We start from the raw sequence: 16,645 nt of genomic DNA, 5'->3' as shown, positions 1-16,645 counted from the left end.
AGCGGTCAGCCGTGACGGTCCGCGGAACGGTCCGGTGCCGGTGGCGGGATGGCCGCGGTGTCGAAGCCGCCCGAGATGATCTGCGTGGCGAACTCCGACAGACGCAGGTGACGGGCGCGGGCGTACGCGCGGAACGCGGCGAAGGCGTCGTCGACGGAGCTGTCCCAGCGCTCCGCCAGCACGCCCTTGACCTGTTCGATCAGGATGCGGCTGCTCAGCGCGGTCTCCAGCTGGCTGTTCTCCACGTGCGACTGCTCCAGCGTGCGCTGCTGCAGTATCGCGATGGTGGCCACGTCGGCGAGGGCGCGGGCGAGCGCGATGTCGTCGTCGCCGAGTCGGTGCGCCCTGGTCTGGAAGAGGTTGAGCGCGCCGACGACCCGGTTGCGCAGGCGCAGGGGGATGGCGTGGGTGGCCACGTACCCGGTCGCGCGGGCGCGGGCGGCGAAGCGTGGCCAGGCCACGGTCGTCTCCGGGCGCGTGAGGTCGATGTTGGTGCGGGCGTTGCCGGTGCGGTAGCACTCCACACACGGGCCCTGGTCGTGCTGGAGCGCGAACAGCTCCAGCAGCCGGGTGTGTTCGTCCGAGGCGGCGATGATCTGCAGTTCGCCGTTCGCGTCGGCGAGCAGGATGCCGGCCGCCGCCACGTCGAGCAGCTCGACGCAGCGTGTGGACAGCCGTTGCAGCAGGTCGATCACGTCGAAGTCGTCGACGAGGGAGTCAGCGACCTCCACGAAGATCTCGGCCAGACGTCGTTCGCGGGCCATGCCGATCATCCCTTTCCTCCGTCGGGCGAATGCGGCCCGCTTCCATCGTCGTCGAAGTCGTCGGTGAAGTCGCCGGTGGAGCCGCCGGTGGGTTCGTCGCGGAAACGGAGCCGGCGGGCGACCACGTCCTGGGCCACTTCCCCGAGGGGGCGTTCGCTGCCGTAGGCGTGGGCCCGCAGGCGCAGCAGCGCCTCCTGCATGGACACGCCGAGCTGGACACTGATCATGCCCGTGGCCTGGTGCACGGCCGGGCGATGCAGGCCCGACGGCGGCTCCGGAACGTCGAGCGCCGAACCGTCTGCGTCGCGGCGCAGGTCCCCGCCCAGGAACACACTGGTCAGCGCCGCCGCGAGGGCGCCGGCGTCCGCGTACTGCTGCGCGCCCATCCGCCGCTCCCCGTCGCACAGCACGGTCAGCACACCGACCCGGATGGCGCCGAGGCCGAGCGGGAAGCAGCAGACGCCGTGCACACCCATCTTCGCCGCGGCGGGCAACAGCGCGGGCCAGCGTGCGAGGCGCACCCGGTCCAGGTCCGGCTCCAATACGGGCAGGCCGTTGTGGATGGCCTCCGGCCCCGGTCCCTCGCCCAGCGTGAACTGGAGCTCCTCGAACCGGGCGCTCAGATCGGGGTGACACCACAGTGGCTCCGGCGTCCGCTCGGCGCCGACGAGCAGGGTCAGCGCGACGCCCCCGGCGCCGAGGGCCCGTGCCCAGGCCGGCGTCGGATCACCGGGCCTGTCGAGGTGCAGCCGACGCAGCACCTCGGCCATGCCGTCGCTGATCACGGCGCCCGATTCTGCCACGGGCCGGACTCCGTGCCGCGGTCGCGCGCGAAGGCCGGCGCGGTCGTCCCGTCCAGCTCGGAGCCTGCCCGGACCACGCGGCACTCGTCGCACAGATCGCTCATGCGCGCCCATCTCCTCGCGAGAGTGGCTTCGGCTTTGCGCAGGGCCTCTGTTGCGCGGGACGGTCGTGCACGGAGAGGGCCGGGGGCACGGGCGGCCGTATCCCCAGCGTACCGCCGCACACAGGGGCGGCGGGGCCCGTCGGCGGGGCAGCCGGGCACATGGCTTGTTCCGGCGGTGCCGAGCGACACCTGAGGCGACCGCGTGCACCAGGGCCCCACGACGATCCCCGGGCCCCGGCGCTCGCCCCTGTCACGGAGTCGGCAGACGCAGGGCCATCAGGGCCACGTCGTCCGTACTGCCGGGGGGCATACGCGCGAGCAGCTCGTCGCACAGCGCGTCCAGCGGTGCGTCGGCGAGCGCGAGGGCGTGGTGGCGCAACCGGACCAGACCGGAGTCGAGGTCGCTGCCGGGGATCTCGATCAGGCCGTCGGTGTAGAGGAGGAGGGTGGAGCCCGGCGGCAGGGGCAGCGTGGCGTTCGGCCTGCTCGCGCCGGTGGTCGGGGGAGCACCGAGGACGAGTCCCTGGCCGGCTTCGAGGTACCGCGCCTGTCCGCCGGGGACCAGCAGGAGGGGCGGCGGATGTCCGGCGCTGGTCCACCGCAGGGTCCAGGGGCCGGTGTGCGGGTCGCCTTCGATCCGGGCGAGGACGAGGGTGGCCATCGGGACGGTGGTGATGGCGGGCATGGCGTCGTCGAGACGGTCGACGACGGCGCCGGGCGGCTCGCTGCGGTCCCAGGCCAGGGACCGCAGGATGCCGTGGAGCTGGGCCATCCCGGCAGCCGCGGTCAGGTCGTGGCCGACGACGTCACCGATGACCAGTGCGAGCGCGCCGTCCTTCAGCTCGAAAGCGTCGTACCAGTCGCCGCCGACCTGGGAGCCGACCGGGGCGGGCTGGTAGCGGGCGGCCAGTCGCAACCGACCCGGCTGGGGCAGCGGGGCGAGCAGGTTGCGCTGCATCGCCTCGGCGACGGCGCGCTGGCGCCCGTACCGGCGGGCGTTGTCGACGACCAGGCCGACCCGGCGGCCGATGTCGCTCACCACACCCAGGTCGGCGGTGTCGAAGGGGTGCGCCGCGTCGGTGCGCACCAGCGTCAGGGCGCCGGTGACCGGCCGTCTGGAGCCCAGCGGCACCGTGATGAAGGATGTCGCGTGCACCGTCCGCAGGAAGTCGCTGTGGAGGGCGGACAGGGGCGAGCCGGACAGGGCTCCCGCCTGGGTGTCGTACGTCCGGGTGTCCCGCCTCTGCGTGTCGTCCTGCTCGTGCCACAGAACGGGGGATCCGCCGTTCAGCACCTGGACGAGAGGCGAGCCGTCCGCCTCCGCCGGCTCGGGAAGGCGCTCGCGCCCGCCCTCCAGCTTGGCCTCCGGGCCCGTCGGCCCCGACACCGTCACCCGGTGGACCTGCCCGGAGCCGGTCCGGAGATCCACCGCCGCCCAGTCGGCGAGGCGAGGGACCAGCAGGCGGCCCAGCCGGGCCAGGGCCTCGTCGGTCTCCAGGGTCTGCCCCAGTACGTCGGTGATCTCCGCGACCAGCGTCAGCCGCTCGTTGAGGTCCTCCAGAGCGCTCGTGTAGGCCGCGCGTTCACTGCGTGCGCCGTGGTCGCCCTGGACGTCGGTGAAGAGCAGGACCATGCCCTCGAGGGAGCCGTCGGCCAGCAGCGGAGAAGCGGACCAGGAGATCGTGACCAGGCGCCCGTCTCCGCGCAGATAGCTGTCGCCCTCCCCGCGTGCGGCGACCCCCGCGGCCAGCGACTGAAGCAGCGAACACTGCTTGCGCGGCTGTGTGCCCCCGTCCGGGTCCCGGTGCAGCAGCTCGTGAGCGTCCATCCCGCGCATCGCGTCCGCGGGCCGGTCCAGCAGGCGTTCGGTCTCCGGGTTGACGGCGAGGATCCGCCCGGCCGGATCCACCACCATCAGGGCGGTGCCCAGCTGCTCGACGACGCGCGACCAGAGCCCCGGCCCGGCCGCGGGCCACGGCGGCCCGTCGCCTCCCAGGTCCTCCACCATCGCGCCCTCCGTTCATGGCGGCCGTCAGCGACGGTACGCCGTCCAGCGCGCCGGAACAGCCGTACCCGCGCAGAGGGCCACGTGAACGACGAAGATCCCGGTGGCGACGGCCCTGTCATGGTATGGCCGAAACATCCTGCCGTCCTGAGGTGGCTGCCGGGCCGTACGACCGACCCGGCGGGGCCGTGTCCACCTCGTCCTCGCTCACCTCAGTGCGTGTGCCCGCTCGAAGCCGGCGCCGGACCGGCGTTCTTGACCGTGAGAGGCAGCAGCTTCTTGCCGGTGGGCCCGACCTGGATGTGGGTGTCCATCTGCGGGCACACCCCGCAGTCGAAGCACGGTGTCCAGCGGCAGTCCTCGACCTCGGTCTCGTCGAGCGCGTCCTGCCAGTCCTCCCAGAGCCAGTCCTTGTCCAGGCCGGAGTCGAGGTGGTCCCAGGGGAGGACCTCCTCGTAGGTGCGCTCGCGGGTGGTGTACCAGTCGACGTCCACGCCGAAGGGGGCCAGCGCCTTGTCGGCGCAGCTCATCCAGCGGTCGTAGGAGAAGTGCTCGCGCCAGCCGTCGAAGCGGCCGCCGTCCTCGTAGACGGCGCGGATGACCGCGCCGATGCGGCGGTCGCCGCGGGAGAGCAGGCCTTCGACGATGCCCGGCTTGCCGTCGTGGTAGCGGAAGCCGATCGAGCGGCCGTACTTCTTGTCGCCGCGGATCTTGTCGCGGAGCTTCTCCAGGCGGGCGTCCGTCTCCTCGGCGGAGAGCTGCGGGGCCCACTGGAAGGGGGTGTGCGGCTTGGGGACGAAGCCGCCGATGGAGACCGTGCAGCGGATGTCGTTGGAGCGGGAGACCTCGCGGCCCTTCTGGATGACCCGCGTCGCCATGTCGGCGATCTGCAGGACGTCCTCGTCCGTCTCCGTCGGCAGGCCGCACATGAAGTACAGCTTCACCTGGCGCCAGCCGTTGCCGTAGGCGGTGGCGACGGTGCGGATGAGGTCCTCCTCGGACACCATCTTGTTGATGACCTTGCGCATGCGCTCCGAGCCGCCCTCGGGCGCGAAGGTGAGGCCGGAGCGACGGCCGTTGCGCGTCAGCTCGTTCGCCAGGTCCACGTTGAAGGCGTCGACCCGGGTGGAGGGGAGCGACAGGCCGATCTTGTCCTCCTCGTAGCGGTCCGCGAGGCCCTTGGCGATGTCGCCGATCTCGCTGTGGTCCGCCGAGGAGAGCGAGAGGAGGCCGACCTCCTCGAAGCCCGTCGCCTTCAGGCCCTTGTCGACCATCTCGCCGATGCCGGTGATGGAGCGTTCCCGGACCGGGCGGGTGATCATGCCGGCCTGGCAGAAGCGGCAGCCGCGCGTGCAGCCGCGGAAGATCTCCACCGACATGCGCTCGTGGACCGTCTCGGCCAGCGGGACCAGCGGCTGCTTCGGGTAAGGCCACTCGTCGAGGTCCATGACCGTGTGCTTGGACACGCGCCACGGGACGCCCGACTTGTTGGGGACCACGCGGGCGATACGGCCGTCGGGGAGGTACTCGACGTCGTAGAACGCGGGGATGTACACGCCGCCGGTCTTCGCGAGGCGGAAGAGGACCTCCTCGCGGCCGCCGGGGCGGCCCTCGGCCTTCCACTCCTTGATGATCCGCGTCATGTCCAGCACGGCCTGCTCGCCGTCGCCGATGATCGCCGCGTCGATGAAGTCCGCGATCGGCTCGGGGTTGAAGGCGGCGTGACCGCCGGCCAGGACGATCGGGTCGTCCAGCCCACGGTCCTTCGACTCCAGCGGGATGCCCGCCAGGTCCAGGGCGGTGAGCATGTTGGTGTAGCCCAGCTCCGTGGAGAAGCTGAGCCCGAACACGTCGAAGGCCTTCACCGGGCGATGGCTGTCCACGGTGAACTGCGGGACGCCGTGCTCCCGCATCAGCGCCTCCAGGTCCGGCCACACGCTGTAGGTGCGCTCGGCGAGGACGCCCTCCTGCTCGTTCAGGACCTCGTAGAGGATCATGACGCCCTGGTTGGGCAGGCCGACCTCGTAGGCGTCCGGGTACATCAGCGCCCAGCGGACGTCGCAGGACTCCCACGGCTTGACCGTGGAGTTGAGCTCTCCGCCGACGTACTGGATCGGCTTCTGCACATGGGGGAGCAGAGCTTCGAGCTGCGGGAACACCGACGCAGCGACTTCGGCAGGCATCTCGCGAACCTTCGTGGGATGGGCTGGATGGACTGGACTGACAGGGGTGACCATCTAGCGTAACGCGGCCACGGCCCCTCCCCGACCGCCCGGACGCCCGTGACCGCCTCCCCCGTCCTCGACCGACCGTCAGATGTCCGTCGCCTCCGTGATCTTCCGCCAGGCCACGGGCAGCGCCAGCTCCGTGGCCGCCGCCCGCTGCTCCTCGCGCCCGTAGAGCACCCCGTACGTGAAGGAGCTCTCCCCCGCCGCGTGCGCCAGGGCCGACAGCTCGCGCAGGCTCTGGCGGGCCATGACGCTGTCCTGGTGGTCGCCGAGCAGCGTCTGGACCGACTTCATGGACTTGACCAGGGCGGACGCGCGGTCGCCGAGGGCGCCGACGGCGGCCTCGGCCGAGTACCGTGCCCGCTTGGCCTTCTTGCGGGACTCGTGCAGCGCCAGGTCGCGCTCGGTGCCGGGGTCGAGGGCGACGGCGCGTTCCACCAGCTCCGACAGTCTCCCGAAGTCCTTGCGTACGGCCTTGGCGATCACCTTCTCCGGCTTGCCGCCGGCGTCCTTGAGAAAGGGCGGCTCGTCGACCAGCGCGTCCAGGGTGTCGAGCAGGGCCAGGTACCGCGACGAGTCCAGTACGCCGGTCAGCCGTCGGCGGGAGCCGCCGCGCCGGGCGTCCGCCCACCGCCCCAGGCGGGTGCGGACGGGACCGTTGACCAGCGTCGTGGGCAGTCCTTCGAGGGCCGTCGACAGCCGCTCGGCGAGGACCTCGCTGTCCCGTCCCACCCCTAGTTCGGAGGCCAGCCACTTCAGTTCCTCGCCGACGGGATCGGTGACGGTGCGGTCGAGGACCTTCGCGTAGCTGCGGAAGGCGCTGCGCATACGGCGGGTGGCGACGCGCATCCGGTGCAGTGCGTCGTAGGTGTCCTGTCGTACCGCCGGGTCGAGGGCGACGATGGTGTCCCGCTGCTCGCGGACGTAGGCGAGGACGTGGTCCCCGGCGGTCACCGGCGGGGGCGGGGTCGGCTTGCCGTTGCGGCGCTTCTTCTTCGGTGACGTCTCCGTGAGCGCCCGGGCGAGCTTCGAGGCCGATCCGGACGGCCGTACGCCCGCCTTGCGCAGTCGTTTGTCGACCTTGTCGAGGAAGGCGGGGTCGCCGTCGTCGGCGAGTTCCACCTCCAGTTCGGTCCACTGGGCGGTGCCGCCGGCGCCGGTGAGCCGTTCGGCGTGTACGGCGTCCACGCTGACCTCGGCGAGGACGCGGCCCGTGGCGTCGACGAGGTCGCTGACGTCACGGTCGGAGCGCAGCCGGACCACGGGCAGCAGTTGGGCGTCCCGGACCCGGGAGCGGATCAGTGCGGCGAGGACGCTCGGGAGGGTGTCGGAGAGCGGGGCGCGGATCTCGTCCCGTACGCCGGGGGCGACGGGGAACTTCAGGTGCCAGCCGGCGTCCGCGCCACCGGTGCGGCGGCGCAGCGTGATCGAGGCGGCGGCGAGTCGCTCGTCCGCGGTGTCGTAGTAGGTGGCGTCCAGGTGGGCGACGCCCTTGTCGACGACGGCGTCGACGCCCGCGACGCCGGTCAGATCGGGCAGCCCGCTGTCGTCGGACTCGTACTTGCGCTCGATCTCGCGTTTTGTGTCCGCCATGACCCGAATCTAGTGGGATTCGGGTCATGGCGGCAGGGCCGATCGGGCCTGCGCTCAGGCGGACATGGGTCTTTGCACCTTGATCGACTGCAGCAGCCCGACGGCCATCCACACGGCGAACATCGACGAGCCGCCGTAGGACACGAACGGCAGCGGCAGGCCGGTGACGGGCATGATGCCGAGGGTCATGCCGATGTTCTCGAACGCCTGGAAGGCGAACCAGGCGACGATGCCGGCGGCCACGATCGTGCCATAGAGCTCCGTCGAGTCGCGGGCGATGCGGCAGGCGCGCCACAGGACCACGCCGAGCAGGAGGATGATCAGGCCCGCGCCGACGAAGCCGAGCTCCTCCCCCGCGACCGTGAACACGAAGTCGGTCTGCTGCTCGGGCACGAACTGGCCGGTGGTCTGCGAGCCGTGGAAGAGCCCGGCGCCGGTGAGGCCGCCCGAACCGATCGCGATGCGGGCCTGGTTGGTGTTGTAGCCGACGCCGGCCGGGTCGAGGCTGGGGTTGGCGAAGGCCGCGAACCGGGCGATCTGGTACTCGTCCAGGATGTGCAGCTGCCAGATGGCGATGCAGCCGACGACGCCGGCCGTGATCATGCCGAAGACCCAGCGGTTGGAGGCGCCGGAGGCGAGCAGCACGCCGAGGATGATCGTCACCAGGACCAGTACCGTGCCGAGGTCGGGCATGAGCAGCACGATCAGGATGGGTACGGCGGCCAGGCCCAGCGACTGCAGGACCGTGCGGTGGTCGGGGTACTTCTTGTCGCCCGCGTCGACCCGGGCCGAGAGCAGCATCGCCATGCCGAGGATGATCGTGATCTTCACGAACTCGGCGGGCTGCAGGGAGAATCCGCCGCCGAAGACGATCCAGTTGCGGCTGCCGTTGATGGTGGCGCCGAGCGGGGTGAGGACCAGCAGCACCCCGAACAGGGAGATGCCGTAGAGGATCGGGACGGCGGTGCGCAGGGTCCGGTGGCCGAGCCAGATCGTGCCGAGCATCAGGGCGAGCCCGATGCCGGTGTTCATGATGTGCCGGATCAGGAAGTAGTACGGGTCGCCCTGGTTGATCTCCGTGCGGTTGCGGGTCGCGGAGAAGACGAGGAGCGAGCCGAGGGCGGACAGGGCGAGGCCCGACAGCAGCATCGGCCAGTCCAGGCGGCGGGTGACCGAGTCGCGGGCGAAGATCCGCGTCCAGCCGGCCCGCTCGGGTCCGTACCCGGAGACGGAGAAGCTGTTGGCACCGGTCATGTGAGCATCCTCCGGCTTCCCCTTCTGCGCGGCCTGCGGCGGGTGTTGCGGTTGGTCGCGGTGGGCGAGGCGGTGGTCGCGCCGGGCTGGGTCCCGTCGGGGGACGTGGCGCCGTCCTTCTGGGCCTTCTCCAGGTCCTTGACCGGGTCCTTGGAGACCTTCGGGGAGGCGATGGTGCCGTCCGTCTGGATCTTCGGCAGGACCTTCTGCGGGGTGGGCAGCAGTGCCTTCTTCTTGTCGATGGAGCCGTCGGGCTGCACGCCGTACATCGCGCTGTAGATGTTGCGCACGGCCTCACCGGAGGCGCCGGAACCCGTACCGGCCTGGGCGATGGTCATGACGACCGTGTAGTCCTTGGAGTACGTGGCGAGCCACGAGGTGGTCTGCTTGCCGTAGACCTCGGCGGTACCGGTCTTGGCGTGCAGCTCGATCTTGTCCTGCGGCCAGCCCTGGAACTTCCAGGCGGCGGTACCGCTGGTGATGACGCCGGCGAGGGCCTTGTCCATGCCCTTGAGGGTGGCCTGGCTGACCGGCAGCTTCGCCTTGACCTTGGGCTTGATCTCCTGGACGGTCTTGCCGTCGGCGCTGACGACGGCCTTGCCGATGGTGGGGACGTACTCGGTGCCGCCGTTGGCGAGCGCCCCGTAGATCATGGCCTCCTGGATCGGCGTGACGAGCGTGTCGCCCTGGCCGATGGAGTAGTTGATCGAGTCACCCTCGCGCATCTTGTTGCCCTCGAGGCAGTTCTCGTAGGCGATCTTCTCGACGTACGAGCCGTCCTTCTTGCCGGTCTTGCACCAGGCGTCCTTGTTGGCCTTCCAGTAGGACTCCTTCCACTGGCGGTCGGGGACGCGGCCGGTGACCTCGTTCGGCAGGTCGACGCCGGTCTCCTTGCCGAGGCCGAACTGGTGGGCGGCCTTGTAGAAGTAGTCCTTGGGCTGGCCCTTCTTGGGGTTGATGCCGCCGTCCTTCTTCCACTGCTGGTCGGCGAGGCCGTAGAAGACGGTGTCGCAGGAGACCTCCAAGGCGCGGCCCAGGGAGATCGGGCCGAAGTTCTCGCCCTCGAAGTTCTTGAAGACCTGGCCGCCCACCGAGTACGAGCTGGTGCAGGGGTAGCCGCCGTCCCACACGTAGCCGGCCTCGACGGCGGCGGCCGTGGAGACCACCTTGAAGGTCGAACCGGGCGCGGACTGACCCTGTATGGCCCGATTGAGCAGCGGGTAGTCGGAGTTCTTGCCGGTGAGTGCCTTGTAGTCCTTGGCGGAGATGCCGCCCACCCACACGTTCGGGTCGTACGTGGGCGCGGAGGCCATGGCGACGATGCGGCCGGTCTTGGCCTCCATGACGACGACGGCGCCGGAGTCGGCCTTGTAGTTCTCGCCGGTGATCTTGTCGAACTGCTCGCGAGCCCTCTTCATCGCCACGTTCAGCTCGTACTCGGCGACGCGCTGGACGCGGGAGTCGATGCTGGTGACGAGGTTCGCGCCGGGCTGGGCGGCGTCGGACTTGGCCTTGCCGATGACACGGCCGAGGTTGTCGACCTCGTAGCGGGTGACGCCGGCCTTGCCGCGCAGTTCCTTGTCGTACTGGCGCTCCAGGCCCGAGCGGCCGACCTGGTCGGAGCGCAGGTAGGGCGAGTCGGTGTCCTTGGCCTGCTGGATCTCGTCGTCGGTGACCGGGGAGAGGTAGCCGAGGACCTGGGCGGTGTTGGCCTTGCCGGGGGCCCCGTAGCGGCGCACGGCCTCGGGCTCGGCGGTGATGCCGGGGAAGTCCTCGGAGCGCTCGCGGATCTGCAGGGCCTGGCGAGGGGTGGCCTCGTCGGTGATGGGGATCGGCTGGTACGGCGAGCCGTTCCAGCACGGCTGGGGGGTCTTGGCGTCGCACAGCCGGACCTTCTGCATGACGTCCGCGGGCTTCATGCCCAGGACGCCGGCCAGCTTGGTCAGGACGGCCTTGCCGTCGTCCTTCATCTTCAGCAGGTCGGTGCGGGAGGCGGAGACCACCAGCCGGGTCTCGTTGTCCGCGAGCGGTACTCCGCGCGCGTCCAGGATGGAGCCGCGCACGGCGGGCTCGACGACCTGCTGGACGTGGTTGCCGGAGGCTTCCTTCTGGTACGCGGCGCCCTCGCGGATCTGCAGGTACCACAGGCGTCCGCCGAGGGTGCCGAGCAGGGAGAGGACGAGGATCTGGATGACGACGAGGCGGATCTGGACGCGTGGCGTCCGTCCGGTCTCGGGAATGTTGGTCACGTTGGCTGCCTCCCCCTCTCAGTGCGCGAATGTGTGAGCGCGTACGCATGATGAACGACCGACCTGTGAGGCGCCGTTCCGCGAAAAGTGCCCCGTTCGGGTGAACTGACCCGCTCTCACAGCCGCTTGACCCCCTTGATGCGTCCCACCCGGGCGGTGCGGGTGCGCGCCTTGGTCTTCAGGGCGCCGAGGCCGCCGCGCTGGCCGCCGATCTTCAGGCCGGTACCGGCGGAGATCCAGCCGGAGGAGATGTCGGTGGCCTTCTTGCCCGAGGAACCGGTCTCGGCGAGCGGGTCGTTGTCGGCGCGCCGGGCCAGGGCCATGATGCCGGGCACCACGAAGGGGGCGAGCAGCAGGTCGTACAGGGCGGCCGTGAACAGCAGCCCGGCCAGGCCGACATGGCGGGCGGCGGTGTCGCCGACGAGGGCGCCCACCCCGGCGTACAGCAGGGTGGAGCCGATGGCGGCGGCGACCACGACGACCATGGGGCCGGTGGCCGACTTGAGTCTGCCGTTCTCCGGTTTGACCAGACCGGCGAGGTAGCCGATGACGCACAGGACCAGGGCGTAGCGGCCGGCCGCGTGGTCGGCCGGGGGCGCGAGGTCGGCGAGCAGGCCGGCGCCGAAGCCGACGAGGGCGCCGCCGACATGGCCGTAGACCATGGCCAGGCCCAGGACGGTCAGGAGCAGCAAGTCGGGTACCGCGCCCGGGAGATGGAGCCTGGACAGGACGCTCACCTGGATCACCAGGGCGACGACCACCAGTGCCGAGGAGAGCAGGATCCGGTTGACACGCATGGGGATTCAGCTCCTACTGCTACGGGGTCGGGCCGTCGGTGGGCGCGTTGGCCGAGGGGGTGACCGTGACGGTGACCGTCGGCGTCGGGATCGGCTTGGGCTTCTTCGGCAGCACCGTGTCGCGGGGGTCCTTCTTCGGGGCCTCGACGACGACGCCGACGATGTCGAGCTTGGTGAAGCCGACGTACGGCGTGACGTAGATGGTCCGGGTCAGGCCGCCCTCGGAGGGCTGGACGCGGGAGACCACGCCGACCGGGACGCCGGGCACGAAGGGCTTGTCGGCCTGGGAGCCGAAGGTGACGAGCCGGTCGCCCTTCTTCACGTCCGCCTTGCCGTTGAGGAGTTCGACGCGCAGCGGCCGGTCGCCCTGGCCGGAGGCGAAGCCGAGTTCGTCGCTGTTCTCCATGCGGGTGCCGACGGTGAAGTCGGGGTCGTTGGCGAGCAGGACGGTGGAGGCGTTGGGGCCGACGGTCGTCACGCGTCCGACCAGGCCGTCGCCGTTGAGGACCGTCATGTCCCGCTTGATGCCGTCGTCGGCGCCGGCGTCGATGGTGATGGTCCAGGAGAAGCCCTGGGCGGCTCCTATGGCGATGACCTGGGCGCCCTTGATGCCGTACTGTCCCTCGCCGGCGATCTTCAGCATCTTGTCGAGCTGCTTGAGGCGGCTGGTGTTGCGGTCGTCGCTGCCGAGCTTTGCCTTGAGGGCCGCGTTCTCCTTCTCCAGCCGGGCGAGCCGGTCGTGCTTGGTGCCGGAGTCGCGGATCGCGGAGACGGCGTTGCCGACCGGGTCGACCGCCGCCGACACACCGTTCTCGATCGGGCCGAAGGCCGCGGCCGCCGCCTGGCGGGCACCGTCGACGGGTGAGTCCTCCCCGCCGCGGATGTCCACGGTGATCAGCGCGAACGCGACGGCGATCAACAGCACCAGGAGCAGCCGGCTCTCTCTCGTGTCCCTCACGTGCGGCGGCCGTGCCTTCCTCATAGGAATGTGCGGGTGTTCAGGTTTTTTCGGAGGTGCGGAGGCTTATGCGTGAGCTTATGCCTCTATATCAACGATCCGCCGCACGAGAGGAGATCATCTCGTACGGCGGAATCGAAGAGTTACCTCATCTGCGCGGCTGGGCGTCCAGCACCTGCTGGAGCGCCTCGAACTCCTCCACGCACTTGCCGGAGCCGAGCGCCACGCTGTCCAGCGGGTCCTCGGCGATGTGGATCGGCATGCCCGTCTCGCGCCGCAGCCGCTCGTCGAGACCGCGCAGCAGTGCTCCGCCGCCGGTCAGAACGATTCCGCGGTCCATGATGTCGCCGGACAGCTCCGGCGGGCACTTGTCGAGGGTCGTCTTGACGGCGTCGACGATGGCGTTGACCGGTTCCTCGATGGCCTTGCGCACCTCGGCTGCCGAGATGACGACGGTCTTGGGCAACCCGGACACCAGGTCCCGGCCGCGGATTTCGGTGTGTTCGTCAGCGTCGAGGTCGTACGCCGAACCGATCGTGATCTTGATCTGTTCGGCCGTCCGCTCACCCAGAAGGAGGCTGTACTCCTTCTTGATGTGCTGGATGATCGCGTTGTCCAGTTCGTCGCCCGCGACGCGGATGGACTGGGCGGTGACGATGCCGCCGAGCGAGATGACCGCGACCTCCGTCGTGCCGCCGCCGATGTCCACCACCATGTTGCCCGTGGCCTCGTGGACCGGCAGGCCGGAGCCGATGGCCGCGGCCATGGGCTCCTCGATGATGTGCACCTGGCGGGCGCCGGCCTGGGACGACGCCTCGATGACGGCGCGGCGCTCGACGCCGGTGATGCCCGAGGGCACACAGACGACGACCCGCGGACGAGCCAGATACCGCCGCTTGTGGATCTTCAGGATGAAGTAGCGGAGCATCCGCTCGGTGATCTCGAAGTCGGCGATCACGCCGTCCTTGAGCGGGCGGACGGCGACGATGTTGCCGGGCGTGCGGCCGATCATCTTCTTGGCTTCGGCACCGACCGCGAGGATGCCACCGGTGTTCGTGTTGATCGCGACTACGGACGGCTCGTTGAGTACGATCCCGCGACCCCTGACGTACACCAGCGTGTTGGCGGTCCCGAGGTCGACAGCCATGTCACGGCCGATGAACGACATTGAGTTCCCCATCAGGATTCGTCTGGCCTTCCTGGGAGCTTTTGAGGGCTTTTCAGGTCGGCGAAGTGGGTGCTGTGACGTGAAGGCTTCCATCGTATCGGCGCCCGCACGGACACTGCGTAAGGGTCTCCGCCATTGTCAGCAGATGCTGGGTGCGTTCGCTTGGTGAGAGGGGCGTTCGGGGGTGCTCGTTCCCTCGATCGCCACGCATATGCCAGAAAGTCCGGGGGGCACCGCCCCCGGACTCGCCGTTCCGCCGGGGCAGCGTTACGCGCGGCCCGGGAAGAAGATCTTCACCTCGCGCTCGGCGGACTCCTCGGAGTCGGAGGCGTGGATCAGGTTCTCGCGCACGATCACGCCGTAGTCGCCACGGATGGAGCCCGGCGCGGCGGCGATCGGGTCGGTCGGGCCGGCGAGCGCGCGCAGCCCCTCGATGACCCGCTCGCCCTCGACGATGAGCGCCACGACCGGGCCGGAGGCCATGAACTCCACCAGCGGCTCGTAGAAGGGCTTGCCCTTGTGCTCGCCGTAGTGCTGCTCCAGCGTCTCCTGGTCCAGTGTGCGCAGCTCCAACGCGGTGATCTGCCAGCCGGCCTTGCGCTCGATGCGGCTGATGATCTCGCCGGTCAGGCCACGGCGGACTGCGTCGGGCTTGAGCAGGACGAGGGTGCGCTGGCTCACTGCGGGCTCCTAGCGATCAAGAGTCGTGCGGGGTGTTCGAAGATTACAGGGCGTGTCGGGGCCTTCGTCACGCAGCGTCAGGTGTAGAGGAGCCGCTCTGGGCCGCGAATCTGGCCTTCGCCTCGTCGATCTTCCTGCCGTAGTGCACCGAGGCCCACCACAGGGCGGCGAAGACCGCGCCCAGGAAGAACATCGTCGGCACGATGAACCCGGAGGCGATCAGCGCGATCTGAAGGGCCCAGCCGAGGGCGATGCCGCCCGGGCGGGTGACCATGCCGCACAGCAGCAGGCACAGGAACATCGCGATGCCGCTGACCGTCCACACCGTCGACTGGGACAGGTCCGGATCCTTCATGGCGACCAGGCCGGCGAACCCGATCACGAAGAACTCGCCGATCAGCGTCGAGGAACACAGCGTACGCACGGTGTCAGCCCTTCCCCAGGAGCAGTCGGGCCTCGCCCACGGTGATGACGGAGCCGGTCACGAGGACACCGCCGCCCGCGAACTCGCCCTCCTCCTCGGCGAGGGTGATCGCGGCCTCCAGGGCGTCCGGCAGCCGCGGCTCGACCTGGACGCGCTCCTCGCCGAACACCTCGACGGCGATCGCGGCGAGTTCGTCGGCGTCCATCGCGCGGTGCGTGGAGTTCTGGGTGACGACGACCTCGGCGAAGATCGGCTCGAAGGCCTCCAGCAGCCCCCGCACGTTCTTGTCGCCGCTGGCGCCCACGACCCCGATCAGCCGGCTGAAGTCGAAGGCCTCGCCGACCGCCTCGGCCGTGGCGCGGGCGCCCGCCGGGTTGTGGGCGGCGTCCAGGACGACGGTCGGGGAGCGCCGTACGACCTCCAGACGGCCCGGGGAGGACACGGACGCGAAGGCCTTGCGGATCGTGTCGATGTCGAGGGGGTCGGGGCGCTGGGAGCCGACGCCGAAGAACGCCTCGACGGCGGCCAGGGCCACGGCCGCGTTGTGGGCCTGGTAGGGGCCGTGCAGGGGCAGGTAGACCTCGCCGTACTCGCCGCCGAGGCCGCGCAGGGTGAGCAGCTGGCCGCCGACGGCCACCTGGCGGGCGACCACGCCGAACTCCAGGCCCTCGCGGGCCACGGTGGCGTCCACGTCGACCGCCTTCTTCAGCAGCACCTGGGCCGCGTCGACCGGCTGCTGCGCCAGGATCACGGTCGCGTCCTGCTTGATGATCCCGGACTTCTCCGTGGCGATCGCGGCGGGCGTCTCCCCGAGGCGGTCGGTGTGGTCCAGGTCGATCGGGGTGATGACGGCGACGTCCGCGTCGATGACGTTCGTGGCGTCCCAGGAGCCGCCCATGCCGACCTCCACGACGGCCACGTCGACGGGGGCGTCCGCGAAGGCCGCGTACGCCATGCCGGTGAGGACCTCGAAGAAGGACAGGCGGTACTCCTGCGAGCCGTCCACCATCTCCACGTAGGGCTTGATGTCGTTGTACGTCTCGACGAAGCGCTCGGCCGAGATCGGGGCGCCGTCCAGGCTGATCCGCTCGGTGATCGACTGGACGTGCGGGGAGGTGTAGCGGCCGGTGCGCAGCTCGAAGGCGCCGAGGAGGGCCTCGATCATGCGGGCGGTGGAGGTCTTGCCGTTCGTGCCCGTGATGTGGATCGAGGGGTACGAGCGCTGGGGCTCGCCCAGCACGTCCATCAGCGCGGAGATGCGGCTGACCGACGGCTCCAGCTTCGTCTCGCCCCAACGGGTCGCCAGATCGGCCTCGACCTCGCGCAGGGCCTTGTCGACCTCCGGGTCCTCGGGACGGGCGGGCACGTCGGCCTGCGGCGGACCGCCCTGGGTGCGGAGGGTTCGGCTGCCGGCCTCGATGACCGCGAGATCGGGGTCGCGGGTGGTTTCTTCCGCGATGATCTCGTCGAAGGGGTCGCTGTCACTCACAGGGCCAGTCTAGGGCTGCGCCCGAGGTGAGGGACGGCTGGTCCCGTTCGGCGGGCGCGGGGAGGTCTGTGGCTCGTCGCGCTCACGCGGCGGGGCCGCACATGAGTGGCGGGGCCGCACATGAGTAC

General features: G+C 70.3%; 14 protein-coding genes. All 14 read right to left on the bottom strand.

The window, feature by feature from the left end; genetic code table 11:
- Positions 1–5 precede the first annotated feature (5 nt).
- The 14 genes from ACIGDI_RS02050 to ACIGDI_RS01985 all read right to left on the bottom strand — a co-directional run bounded on the left by ACIGDI_RS02050 (position 6) and on the right by ACIGDI_RS01985 (position 16,517).
- The gene (locus ACIGDI_RS02050) at positions 6–773 is read right to left on the bottom strand and encodes a GAF domain-containing protein (protein WP_399889159.1); all 768 of its coding nucleotides are present in this window, start codon (positions 771–773) and stop codon (positions 6–8) included.
- Positions 770–1,567, bottom strand: coding sequence for an ANTAR domain-containing protein (locus tag ACIGDI_RS02045; protein WP_399889156.1), 798 nt, complete (start codon positions 1,565–1,567; stop codon positions 770–772). Before ACIGDI_RS02045 ends, ACIGDI_RS02050 begins: the two co-directional genes overlap by 4 nt.
- Positions 1,546–1,671 carry a hypothetical protein gene (locus ACIGDI_RS02040; RefSeq protein WP_399889153.1) on the bottom strand — a complete coding sequence of 42 codons (126 nt, stop codon included), beginning with the start codon at positions 1,669–1,671 and terminating at the stop codon, positions 1,546–1,548. The genes ACIGDI_RS02045 and ACIGDI_RS02040 overlap by 22 nt, the downstream gene beginning before the upstream one ends.
- Before the next feature lie 250 nt (positions 1,672–1,921).
- The gene (locus tag ACIGDI_RS02035; RefSeq protein ID WP_399889150.1) at positions 1,922–3,679 is read right to left on the bottom strand and encodes a SpoIIE family protein phosphatase; all 1,758 of its coding nucleotides are present in this window, start codon (positions 3,677–3,679) and stop codon (positions 1,922–1,924) included.
- Positions 3,680–3,888: 209 nt separating this feature from the next.
- On the bottom strand, positions 3,889–5,859 hold the full coding sequence (locus ACIGDI_RS02030; RefSeq protein ID WP_200701522.1) for a TIGR03960 family B12-binding radical SAM protein: 1,971 nt from the start codon (positions 5,857–5,859) through the stop codon (positions 3,889–3,891).
- Positions 5,860–5,988: 129 nt separating this feature from the next.
- Complete coding sequence (locus tag ACIGDI_RS02025; protein ID WP_399889146.1) at positions 5,989–7,497, bottom strand: CHAD domain-containing protein; 1,509 nt, start codon at positions 7,495–7,497, stop codon at positions 5,989–5,991.
- 54 nt (positions 7,498–7,551) lie between these two features.
- Entirely contained in the window at positions 7,552–8,751 is a 1,200-nt protein-coding gene (rodA, locus tag ACIGDI_RS02020) for a rod shape-determining protein RodA (protein WP_399889143.1), read from the bottom strand.
- Positions 8,748–11,000 (bottom strand): penicillin-binding protein 2, encoded by a 2,253-nt coding sequence (mrdA, locus tag ACIGDI_RS02015; RefSeq protein WP_399889140.1) that lies wholly within the window; start codon positions 10,998–11,000, stop codon positions 8,748–8,750. Before mrdA ends, rodA begins: the two co-directional genes overlap by 4 nt.
- 116 nt (positions 11,001–11,116) lie before the next feature.
- Entirely contained in the window at positions 11,117–11,797 is a 681-nt protein-coding gene (gene mreD / locus ACIGDI_RS02010; RefSeq protein WP_399889137.1) for a rod shape-determining protein MreD, read from the bottom strand.
- Between the two features lie 19 nt (positions 11,798–11,816).
- The gene (mreC, locus tag ACIGDI_RS02005) at positions 11,817–12,755 is read right to left on the bottom strand and encodes a rod shape-determining protein MreC (RefSeq protein ID WP_399889134.1); all 939 of its coding nucleotides are present in this window, start codon (positions 12,753–12,755) and stop codon (positions 11,817–11,819) included.
- A gap of 148 nt (positions 12,756–12,903) precedes the next feature.
- The gene (locus ACIGDI_RS02000; RefSeq protein ID WP_004931372.1) at positions 12,904–13,923 is read right to left on the bottom strand and encodes a rod shape-determining protein; all 1,020 of its coding nucleotides are present in this window, start codon (positions 13,921–13,923) and stop codon (positions 12,904–12,906) included.
- Positions 13,924–14,190: 267 nt separating this feature from the next.
- A complete protein-coding gene (ndk, locus tag ACIGDI_RS01995) occupies positions 14,191–14,604 on the bottom strand; it encodes a nucleoside-diphosphate kinase (RefSeq protein ID WP_142151946.1) in 414 nt (137 codons plus the stop codon).
- Between the two features lie 67 nt (positions 14,605–14,671).
- Positions 14,672–15,028, bottom strand: a complete 357-nt coding sequence (locus tag ACIGDI_RS01990) for a DUF4233 domain-containing protein (RefSeq protein ID WP_200701528.1) — start codon at positions 15,026–15,028, stop codon at positions 14,672–14,674.
- Positions 15,029–15,032: 4 nt separating this feature from the next.
- A complete protein-coding gene (locus ACIGDI_RS01985) occupies positions 15,033–16,517 on the bottom strand; it encodes a bifunctional folylpolyglutamate synthase/dihydrofolate synthase (protein ID WP_399889129.1) in 1,485 nt (494 codons plus the stop codon).
- Positions 16,518–16,645 lie beyond the last annotated feature (128 nt).

It is taken from the genome of Streptomyces sp. NPDC085900, from assembly GCF_044540925.1.
In the GTDB taxonomy this organism is placed as follows: Bacteria; Actinomycetota; Actinomycetes; order Streptomycetales; family Streptomycetaceae; genus Streptomyces; species Streptomyces gilvifuscus.
Note: the sequence above shows the minus strand (reverse complement) of the source record. Positions and strands in the feature narration are given on the sequence as shown.